Origin of the sequence: Aliamphritea spongicola (assembly GCF_017051665.1) — a bacterium.
In the GTDB taxonomy this organism is placed as follows: domain Bacteria; phylum Pseudomonadota; class Gammaproteobacteria; order Pseudomonadales; family Balneatricaceae; genus Amphritea; species Amphritea spongicola.
On sequence record NZ_JAFIDL010000010.1, the window covers coordinates 155,494 to 164,830 of the forward strand.

The following is a 9,337-nucleotide window of genomic DNA, read 5'->3' on the forward strand; positions in this document are numbered from 1 at the left end:
TGCCTGCTCTGGCTTTCCTTCCAATCAACATGTTGGCCGGGAGGTATTATGTTTAATTCAGATCCAGTGGCTGCAGTTTTGCTCAAATGTAAGCAATTAGCACTGCGCTGTTTCAAACTTCTGTTAGTTTTCCTGTCTGTTTCCCACCCTCATTCTGCAGGGAAGGGTAAAGAAAATCGCTTTCCTTTTGTCACTTTATTACTGACGGTATTGGCAAGTGCGGTGCTTATTGTCGTTATCATTGCAGCGCTTTATGGATTACTGAACGGGTTGCTCAGTTGAGTAAATACAGACTTTTTCGCAGAAGCGAATCCGATACTTTTTGTAACATAAAACTGATGGAGTTATGACTGATTTAAATCCTGTTTTTGGTGGCTTCTTGACCAGTTCCGGGATTTTTTTTCATGTTTTTTTCTGTTTTATGCCATTTGGCTGTGGCCCGTGTTTCATGCTGTCTCGGGCCCGGTTTGTATACCTGTTCTCATCGCCGGGTTCCCGGCTCACGCGGCTTCCTCACCTTGCCTCTGAATATCTGCTGCTATACTTCCTTCGACTAAGTTGTTAATTGCTGAAGAATAAAAAACAAGAAAGGCCCTGAGGCGAAACCGTTTAATTTTACCCGTTAACCGGTAGCAAGGAGACCTGTGTATGCGATGCAACCGATTGGCCCTGTTGCTGTCAGGGTTTGTCATTTCGCCAGCTGTTTTTGCGGAATGGGAAGTAAATCTGGTGAGGGGCGTGACGGAAATCAGTCACGCCATTTTTGATCTTCATATGATTATTTTTTACGTCTGCGTCGCTATCGCGGTAGTGGTGTTTGGCGTAATGCTGTGGGCGATTGTTTATCACCGCAAATCCCGGGGCGCTAAAGCTCAGCATTTTCATGAGCACCTCTGGGTGGAAATTCTATGGACGATTGTGCCGTTCGGCATTCTGGTCGCCATGGCGGTGCCTGCCACCCAAACCCTGATCAAGATGTATGACAAATCTGAAGCAGATATCAATATTCAGGTCACCGGGTATCAGTGGAAATGGCGCTATCAGTATCTGGGTCAGGATATTGATTTCTTCAGTAATCTTTCTACCCCTAAGGATCAGATCAATAACGAGGCAGCTAAGGGAGAGCATTATCTTCTTGAGGTGGACCGTCCGGTCGTGATTCCGGTGGGTAAGAAAGTCCGTTTCCTGATTACGGCTAATGATGTGATTCATTCCTGGTGGGTGCCGGAACTGGCGGTTAAGCAGGATGCGATTCCCGGTTTTATTAACGAAGCCTGGACGATTGTTGATGAGCCAGGCATCTATCGGGGGCAGTGCGCGGAGCTTTGTGGCCGGGACCATGGCTTTATGCCGGTGGTGGTGGATGCCCGCAGTGAGGCGGATTATCAACTGTGGTTAGCGTCCCAGACTCAGGCGCAGGAGGCTGCGCAGGCTGCAGCGGAACAGACCTGGACGAAGGAAGCGCTGATCAGCAAGGGTGAAGAAGTTTACAAAACCAGCTGTCTGGCATGCCATCAGGCAAATGGTCAGGGTATTCCGGGAGCTTTCCCTGGGTTGGTGAATACACCGCTGATGGCCAGCGACGGTCTTATGGAACATGCCCGGATTGTGGTGTTTGGCCGGACCGGTACGGCAATGCAGGCGTTCGGTGAGCAGTTAAGCGATGTGGATCTGGCAGCAGTTATTACCTATGAGCGTAATGCCTGGGGCAATGATGGCGGCATGATCACACCGCAGCAAATAAAACAGCTGAAAGAAGAGTAGGGGGTGGGTATGAGTACGCTTGAGCAAACTGCTTCAACGGGTCATCACCACGGCCCGTCTAAAGGCATTACCCGCTGGCTGTATACCACGAACCATAAAGATATCGGCACCATGTATCTGATTTTCAGCCTGGTGATGTTTATGGTGGGTGGCTGTATGGCGCTGACCATTCGGGCGGAGTTGTTTCAGCCGGGATTACAGTTGATTCAGCCTGATTTTTTCAATCAGATGACCACGATGCATGGTCTTATCATGGTGTTTGGTGCGGTGATGCCGGCATTTGTCGGGCTGGCTAACTGGATGATACCGATGATGGTCGGCGCACCGGATATGGCGCTCCCCCGGATGAACAACTGGAGTTTCTGGATTCTGCCGTTTGCCTTCAGCATGATGCTGATGACTCTGTTTATGGAAGGCGGCGGGCCAAACTTTGGCTGGACCTTTTATGCTCCGCTTTCAACCACCTATGCTCCTCCCAGTGTGACTTTCTTTATCTTCGCCGTTCATATGATGGGGATCAGTTCCATCATGGGGGCGATCAACATCATTGCTACCATCTTTAACCTGCGGGCTCCGGGCATGACGTTCATGAAAATGCCTCTGTTCGTATGGACCTGGCTGATCACAGCATTTCTGCTGATTGCTGTTATGCCGGTACTGGCCGGTGTGGTGACCATGATGCTGATGGATATTCACTTCGGTACCAGTTTCTTTAATGCCGCCGGTGGTGGTGATCCGGTGTTGTTCCAGCACGTGTTCTGGTTCTTCGGTCACCCTGAGGTGTACATCATGATCCTGCCGGCTTTCGGTATCGTGTCGGAGATCATTCCGACCTTCGCCCGGAAGAAATTATTTGGTTATACCTCAATGGTGTATGCCACCTCTTCGATTGCGATCCTGTCGTTTATTGTCTGGGCACACCACATGTTTACCGTGGGAATGCCGCTGATCGGTGAGTTGTTCTTTATGTTCACCACGATGCTGATTGCGGTACCGACCGGGGTAAAAGTCTTTAACTGGATCGCCACCATGTTCCGCGGCTCAATGACCTTCGAAACGCCGATGCTGTTTGCTGTGGCGTTTGTGGTGCTGTTTACCATTGGCGGTTTTTCCGGGCTGATGCTGGCGATTGCACCGGTGGACTTTCAGTATCACGATACCTATTTCGTGGTTGCTCATTTCCACTATGTGCTGGTGCCGGGGGCGGTATTCTCGATTATGGCGGCGACCTATTACTGGTTACCGAAATGGACCGGCAATATGTATAACGAGTCCATGGGCAAGCTGCATTTCTGGCTGTCATTCATCGGTGTGAATATTACTTTCTTCCCGATGCACTTTATTGGTCTGGCGGGCATGCCGCGCCGGATTCCGGATTACGCCTTACAGTTTGCTGATTTCAATATGGTGGCATCTGTCGGGGCGTTTATGTTCGGCTTTGCGCAGTTACTGTTTATTTACAATATTGTCTGTTGTGCCAGAGGTGGGGAAAAAGCAACTGACCGTGTCTGGGAAGGTTCTCACGGGCTGGAGTGGACGCTGTCTTCACCGCCGCCGTATCACAGTTTCAGCCAGCCGCCGAAGGTTGATTAAGGTGATCTTATGGCTGAGCAAAGAGCAACTCACCGCCGCCTGATTCTTCGCCTGACACTCAGTTGTGTGCTGATGTTTGGCTTTGGTTTTGCTCTGGTGCCTTTATACGATGTTTTCTGCCGGGTAACCGGCCTCAACGGCAAGGTGCTGAATACCGGTCCCCTTGAAGAAGCCGTGACCAGCGATGTTAGCCGCCGGATACAGGTACAACTGATTGCGGTGAATAATGCCGGAATGCCATGGAAATTCCGGCCGAGCGAATCCAGTATGGAAGTCTATATAGGTGAGATGAAACAAACCGCTTATATAGCCACCAATCCTACAAACCGCTACATGATTGCCCAGGCCGTACCCAGCGTGGCGCCGGCTGAAGCTGCGCAGTATTTGCGTAAAGTGAACTGTTTCTGTTTTGACCGCCAGCCACTGAATGCTAAGGAGCAGCGGGAAATGCCTCTGCTGTTTGTACTGGATGATGCCCTACCTGAGCACATTAAGACGGTCACCCTCTCTTATACCCTTTTCGATATTACACCTGAAGATACACTCGCCGCTGCGTCAGGCAGTGAGGAGGTTCAACTATGAGTCATGAAACCTACTACGTCCCCGAGGAAAGCCGCTGGCCGATTCTGGCATCTGTTGCGCTGTTTCTTATGGCGTTTGGTGCCGGCAGTCTGATTAACGCTTTATCGGCTGATGCCGGTGGTGGCGCGGGTCTGGTTACCTTACTGATTGGTGCCTTACTCCTTGGGCTGATTCTGGTGGGCTGGTTTGGCCATGTGATTAAGGAGAGTCAGGCTGGCCTGTATTCTGCGCAGATGGACCGGTCATTCCGCTGGGGGATGGGGTGGTTTATTTTCTCTGAGGTAATGTTTTTTGCAGCCTTCTTCGGTGCCCTGTTTTATGTACGTACACTCGCGGTTCCCTGGTTAGGTGGTGAAGGGGCAAAAGGTGCGGCGAATATGCTCTGGCCGGGGTTTGAAGCCACCTGGCCGTTATTAAATACCCCCGATATGGAATTGTTTCCGGGGGCGCAGGCGGTGATTGACCCCTGGCATGTACCGTTACTCAATACCGTCATACTGGTGACCTCAAGTATCACGGTTACTTTCGCGCACAACGCCCTGAAGAAGGATAACCGGGGAGGTATCAAGCTCTGGCTGCTTATTACGATTTTGCTGGGACTCGTTTTTGTTTACTTCCAGGCACTTGAGTATGCCGAAGCCTATAACGAACTGGGTCTGACGTTACATGCGGGTATCTACGGTGCCACCTTTTTCATTCTGACCGGATTCCACGGTATGCATGTGACGCTGGGAACCCTGATGCTGATTATTATCTGGCTACGGATTCTTAAAGGGCATTTCGACAGTGAGAAACACTTTGGTTTTGAGGCCGTTGCCTGGTACTGGCACTTTGTGGATGTGGTCTGGATCGGCTTGTTTCTGTTCGTATATGTCTTCTGATTATTCAGTAATCACAGGCACGGGGCTGCGTAGCATCAGCTCACCGGAATAGAAACCGTAAATAAGTAAGGCAAGCAGCAGGACAGTGAGAGTAATACGCACGGAGAGGGCATGTAAGGTGCGGTGGGAAGCACCCTGGTCGCGGACCAGATAGTAAAGCCCGGAGAACAGTGAATACAGTACCGCGGCAAGCACAATCAGAATGGCAGTTTTTATCAGCATGATCTGCAATCTCCGTGTCGGTAAAACTCAATCCGCTTTAGGGATACTGATATGAGTAAAGAACATAGCTGGGGTTGGCGCAAGCGGTTGGTTTTTGGACTGCTGGTGGTGCTTGTACCGGTTATGTCGGGATTAGGGGTTTGGCAGCTGGAGCGTGCAGAGCAAAAACAGCAAATTCTGGTGCGTTGGGAATCAACGGCTTCGGTGTTATCTGCATTACCTGTCCACAGTACTGATACAGCTGAGTACGATGGCCGGCAAATTGAGCTTCAAGGAAAGTTGCTGCAACAGAGAATTTTGTTTCTGGATAACCGTGTTTGGCAGGGGCAGGTGGGTTACGAAGTGCTGGTGATATTAGATGTGAAGGCGTCACCACAGTATGTGTTACTGAATCTGGGCTGGCTGCCCGCGGATCCTGACAGGAAGTATTTACCGGATGTTACTTTGCCTGTCGGGGACATAGATGCAACAGGACGCTTAATGACACCGGTGCGGGGTTTTACTTTAGGCCATACGGACTGGCAGGAAGGTTGGCCACAGCGGATTCAGCAGATTGATTTGCAGGCTATATCCGTTGCCCTGGATGTGGAGCTTTATCCGCAGGTAATAAGAATGAGCAAGCCTGTATTGCCGGATGTTCAGGTTGGATGGGTGCCTGTGAATATGCCGCCTGAACGGCATATAGGGTATGCCTTTCAGTGGTTCATGATGAGTATTGCATTAACCGTATGCCTGATTGTGTTTGGCTGGCGCCATTGGCGCAAAGATCTGCAAACAATAAAGCTTGTAGTTGAATAAGGGGGTAAATGATGACAAAAGTTTCCAGCCTCTGGTTAGTGATTGGTGTTGCCGTATTGCCTTTGTTCTTTGCCATGCTGAGCTACTTTGGTGGCTGGTGGCAACCTGCAGGAAAAGTGAATAACGGTGCACTGATTATCAGTGACAATGAGCAGATCCCGCTGCAACAGGGAGAGCAGGTGGTTGCGAATGGTCGCTGGCAACTGATCATGTTAAGTCCGCAGTGCCAGTCTGATTGCCAGGCGTGGATGCAGCGTCTGGATAAAATTAAGACCGCACTTGGGCGTGATTCAGACCGGGTAGAACCTCGGCTGGCAAATGTAACTGTCGGTGCCGGGCAGAGCATTGTGCTGGTGGACCCTCTGGGTAACCCGGTGCTCAGCTACCGGTTGGAGCAGTCTCCCAGAGATATTCTGGATGACCTGAAGCGTCTTCTTAAAGTATCCAAGATCGGGTGAGCCCTATGCATCTGAACAGCTCTGATCGTCAAAACTACTGGCCGGTGCGAATCTGTTTGCTGGCCATTCTCATGACGCTGGTTGTGGTGTCCATGGGGGCGTGGACCCGGCTGAATAATGCCGGGCTTGGCTGTCCGGACTGGCCCGGTTGTTACGGGCAGGTTGTCGTGCCAATGACACCGACAGAAATTGCGCTTGCTGAAGAGACATACGGCGGACAGGTAGACGTCAGCAAGGGCATGATCGAGATGGTACACCGCTATCTGGCTTCATCACTGGGTATGGTGATTATGCTGTTGGCCTGGTTCGCTTATCGCCATCGTAAGCAAGGGGATTATCCTGTGTATCTGTCATACGGACTCTTGTTGCTGGTGATAACACAGGGGCTATTCGGTATGTGGACGGTAACATTAAAGTTGTTACCGGTGGTGGTAACCCTGCACTTGTTGGGGGGCCTGCTGACACTGAGTTTACTGATCAGATTATATCAGCGGCTGAAGGACTCTCCGGCAAAAGAACAGCAAAGAAAAAGCCATCACTGGCTGGTGGGAGGTGCAGTAATACTGCTGTTTACTCAATTGGTGCTGGGAGGATGGACCAGTGCTAACTATGCAGGTTGGTCATGCCCTCACTGGTTGCAGTGTGCGGATGATCAGACAGTCCTGCTGGACTTTAAAACGGGTTTTGATGTTTCCGCACCGATCGGTCCGAATTACGAAGGCGGCATGTTATCGCTGGAAGCCAGAGCGGCGATCCAGATGACACACAGAGGGGTAGCGGTGTTGCTGTGTGCATATCTGTTAATAATGGCAGTAATACTGTTTCGCCGGCCGGCGCTGCGCAGCCCTTTGGTGTGTGTACTGCTGGTGGTCGCGGCTCAGATCGGGTTGGGCATTGGCAATATTATTTTCGGTTTACCGCTGGGGCTGGCAATGGCGCATCATTCAGGCGCGGTGTTATTGCTGGTCAGTTTACTTTGGCTATATCAGAGAGTCAGAACGGAGGTGCACTATGGCGCAGTCTAAATCCGTGAGAAGTCTTCAGCATGTACAGTGGCGGGACTATCTGGAACTGTGTAAACCCAGGGTTGTTGCTGTCATGTTATTGACGGCAATTGTCGGCATGTTTCTGGCGCGTACTGAGTTGCCACCCTGGCATCTGGTGCTGTGGGCCACGGTTGGTATCGGTCTGGCGTCCGGAGGCGCGGCGGCTGTTAATCATGTACTGGATAATAAAATTGATGAAAAAATGTACCGTACCCGTCGCCGGCCTTTACCTCAGGGAAGGCTTTCACAGCAACAGGCATTGATGTTTGCCTGTGTTATTTCTGTAACAGGTCTGACAATACTTGCATTGTTAGTGAATCCGTTAACGGCGGTACTGACACTGTTAGCTCTGTTGGGGTATGCGGTGGTCTATACGGTGTATCTGAAGAGAGCGACACCACAGAACATTGTTATCGGCGGTATTGCCGGTGCTGCGCCCCCGATGCTGGGGTGGGTGGCAATAACCGGCAGTATTGAAGCGAACAGTCTATTATTAGTACTGATAATATTTGCGTGGACGCCGCCGCACTTCTGGTCACTGTGTCTGGCCAGAAAAGCTGATTACCAGAATGCAGGTATTCCAATGTTGCCGGTGACACATGGTGAGACATATACAAAGATACAGATATTGCTATACAGCCTGTTAATGGTGGCCACAACAGCATTACCTTATTTAACAGGCATGAGCGGGCTGATCTATTTACTGGGGATCAGCGTACTGAACATAAGGTTCTTACACTGGGGCTGGAAAGTATTTACCGATGTATCCGGTAGCCAGATGGCCATGTTCAGATACAGCATCTACTACATAATGTGGCTGTTTGTGGTGTTGTTAATTGATCATTATTCAATGGAATTAGTATTCGGACTCTAGAGGAAAGATGAGTGTCTGATGGAGCGGCAACAGGTTACGGACCTAGCTGCGTAATTGGGGCGTGAGTACGCTTAATACCGAAAAATGGGAGTCGGTCATAGCCAACTGATACGCCTTAAATTCAAAATTAGGAGAAGTATCATGTTTATACATCATATGGTTGGCATGTTTCACCACCCGAAAGAAGAGTGGGGATCCATTCACAAAGAACGCTACAGTATTGCGCATGTCTTTATGGCGCAAATCAGTATCCTGGCAGCTATTCCTGCAGTGTGCATGTTTATCGGTACTACACAGATAGGCTGGAGTCTGACCGGTAATGATTTCGTTAAGCTTACGGTGGGAAGTGCATTATCAGCAGCGGTAGCGTTTTACTTTGCCTGCTGGGTTGCGGTAGCGTTTATTGCCTATTCTATTCACTGGATGGAAAAGACCTATGGCGGTCACGTGGATATGAATGAGTGTCTGATACTGACAACCTTTACAGCGACACCGTTGTTTATGTCCGGGTTGGCAGGGCTGTATCCAATGCTGTGGTTCAATGTGCTGGTCGGCTTGGCGGCGCTCTGTTATTCGGTCTACCTGTTATACGTGGGTGTGCCGGTCATAATGGAGATTCCTGAAGACCGTGCATTCTTCTTTTCTTCTTCAATACTGACAGTCGGCCTGTGTACGCTGGTGGGTATGATTGTTACCAGTGTGCTTTTATGGCAAACCGTTGTGCCGCTAAGCTATGTGTCATAACAAAATATAAATAAGGTTCAGGGTGGTGAACCCCGTCTGATAAGACGGGGTTTTTTATGTTCCTGATATACGTTAATGACTGCCTGAAAAGCTAATTTCAGTTTTATTCAAAAAGGCTGTTGACTCTTCGGTCAGCGTGCCTATAATACGCCCCCACATTGAGACACAGGGCCGCGACAACGCAGCAAAATGCACTTAATGAGAGTCAGAATAACCCGCTGAAAAACAACTTGTTTTAAAGTGTGAGATAACTGATTCGACCGGAACAAAAGGTTACTTTTCCGGTTTTGATAACTTCTTCGGAATTAATCAAAATCTTCTGAAAATAACCGTTGACTTCCACCGGGTGTTGAGTAGAATACGCACCTCGCTTGA

General features: G+C 49.9%; 11 protein-coding genes. 10 read left to right on the top strand and 1 reads right to left on the bottom strand.

Translation table 11 applies throughout. The features are described from left to right. The first annotated feature begins 48 nt into the window (after positions 1-48). The 5 genes from JYB63_RS21460 (at position 49) to JYB63_RS21480 (ending at position 4,820) form a co-directional block, all read left to right on the top strand. Positions 49-282, top strand: a complete 234-nt coding sequence (locus tag JYB63_RS21460; protein ID WP_205659975.1) for a hypothetical protein — start codon at positions 49-51, stop codon at positions 280-282. A gap of 366 nt (positions 283-648) precedes the next feature. Beyond that, a complete protein-coding gene (gene coxB / locus JYB63_RS21465; RefSeq protein WP_205659976.1) occupies positions 649-1,764 on the top strand; it encodes a cytochrome c oxidase subunit II in 1,116 nt (371 codons plus the stop codon). Positions 1,765-1,773: 9 nt separating this feature from the next. Beyond that, positions 1,774-3,357 carry a cytochrome c oxidase subunit I gene (ctaD, locus tag JYB63_RS21470; protein ID WP_205659977.1) on the top strand — a complete coding sequence of 528 codons (1,584 nt, stop codon included), beginning with the start codon at positions 1,774-1,776 and terminating at the stop codon, positions 3,355-3,357. Between the two features lie 9 nt (positions 3,358-3,366). After that, positions 3,367-3,939, top strand: coding sequence for a cytochrome c oxidase assembly protein (locus JYB63_RS21475; protein WP_205659978.1), 573 nt, complete (start codon positions 3,367-3,369; stop codon positions 3,937-3,939). Beyond that, complete coding sequence (locus tag JYB63_RS21480; RefSeq protein ID WP_205659979.1) at positions 3,936-4,820, top strand: cytochrome c oxidase subunit 3; 885 nt, start codon at positions 3,936-3,938, stop codon at positions 4,818-4,820. The genes JYB63_RS21475 and JYB63_RS21480 overlap by 4 nt, the downstream gene beginning before the upstream one ends. Here JYB63_RS21480 and JYB63_RS21485 read toward each other — a convergent pair whose 3' ends face one another. Continuing rightward, positions 4,821-5,042 (bottom strand): twin transmembrane helix small protein, encoded by a 222-nt coding sequence (locus tag JYB63_RS21485; RefSeq protein WP_374730443.1) that lies wholly within the window; start codon positions 5,040-5,042, stop codon positions 4,821-4,823. A 51-nt stretch (positions 5,043-5,093) separates the two neighbouring features. Here JYB63_RS21485 and JYB63_RS21490 point away from each other — a divergent pair, with 51 nt between their 5' ends. From JYB63_RS21490 to JYB63_RS21510, 5 genes are all read left to right on the top strand, one after another. Continuing rightward, positions 5,094-5,840 carry an SURF1 family protein gene (locus JYB63_RS21490; RefSeq protein WP_205659980.1) on the top strand — a complete coding sequence of 249 codons (747 nt, stop codon included), beginning with the start codon at positions 5,094-5,096 and terminating at the stop codon, positions 5,838-5,840. Between the two features lie 8 nt (positions 5,841-5,848). Continuing rightward, positions 5,849-6,298, top strand: coding sequence for a redox-active disulfide-containing membrane protein (locus JYB63_RS21495; RefSeq protein WP_205659981.1), 450 nt, complete (start codon positions 5,849-5,851; stop codon positions 6,296-6,298). Between the two features lie 5 nt (positions 6,299-6,303). Next, complete coding sequence (locus tag JYB63_RS21500) at positions 6,304-7,323, top strand: COX15/CtaA family protein (protein WP_205659982.1); 1,020 nt, start codon at positions 6,304-6,306, stop codon at positions 7,321-7,323. After that, entirely contained in the window at positions 7,310-8,218 is a 909-nt protein-coding gene (gene cyoE, locus JYB63_RS21505) for a heme o synthase (protein WP_205659983.1), read from the top strand. The genes JYB63_RS21500 and cyoE overlap by 14 nt, the downstream gene beginning before the upstream one ends. Before the next feature lie 141 nt (positions 8,219-8,359). Then, complete coding sequence (locus JYB63_RS21510; protein ID WP_205659984.1) at positions 8,360-8,962, top strand: Yip1 family protein; 603 nt, start codon at positions 8,360-8,362, stop codon at positions 8,960-8,962. The last annotated feature ends 375 nt before the right edge of the window (positions 8,963-9,337 follow it).

Bases quoted from the DNA above. Each gene is read 5' to 3' on its own strand.
- JYB63_RS21460 (WP_205659975.1), top strand. From the start codon at position 49: ATGTTTAATTCAGATCCAGTGGCTGCAGTTTTGCTCAAATGTAAGCAA.
- coxB (WP_205659976.1), top strand. From the start codon at position 649: ATGCGATGCAACCGATTGGCCCTGTTGCTGTCAGGGTTTGTCATTTCG.
- ctaD (WP_205659977.1), top strand. From the start codon at position 1,774: ATGAGTACGCTTGAGCAAACTGCTTCAACGGGTCATCACCACGGCCCG.
- JYB63_RS21475 (WP_205659978.1), top strand. From the start codon at position 3,367: ATGGCTGAGCAAAGAGCAACTCACCGCCGCCTGATTCTTCGCCTGACA.
- JYB63_RS21480 (WP_205659979.1), top strand. From the start codon at position 3,936: ATGAGTCATGAAACCTACTACGTCCCCGAGGAAAGCCGCTGGCCGATT.
- JYB63_RS21485 (WP_374730443.1), bottom strand. From the start codon at position 5,042: ATGCTGATAAAAACTGCCATTCTGATTGTGCTTGCCGCGGTACTGTAT.
- JYB63_RS21490 (WP_205659980.1), top strand. From the start codon at position 5,094: ATGAGTAAAGAACATAGCTGGGGTTGGCGCAAGCGGTTGGTTTTTGGA.
- JYB63_RS21495 (WP_205659981.1), top strand. From the start codon at position 5,849: ATGATGACAAAAGTTTCCAGCCTCTGGTTAGTGATTGGTGTTGCCGTA.
- JYB63_RS21500 (WP_205659982.1), top strand. From the start codon at position 6,304: ATGCATCTGAACAGCTCTGATCGTCAAAACTACTGGCCGGTGCGAATC.
- cyoE (WP_205659983.1), top strand. From the start codon at position 7,310: ATGGCGCAGTCTAAATCCGTGAGAAGTCTTCAGCATGTACAGTGGCGG.
- JYB63_RS21510 (WP_205659984.1), top strand. From the start codon at position 8,360: ATGTTTATACATCATATGGTTGGCATGTTTCACCACCCGAAAGAAGAG.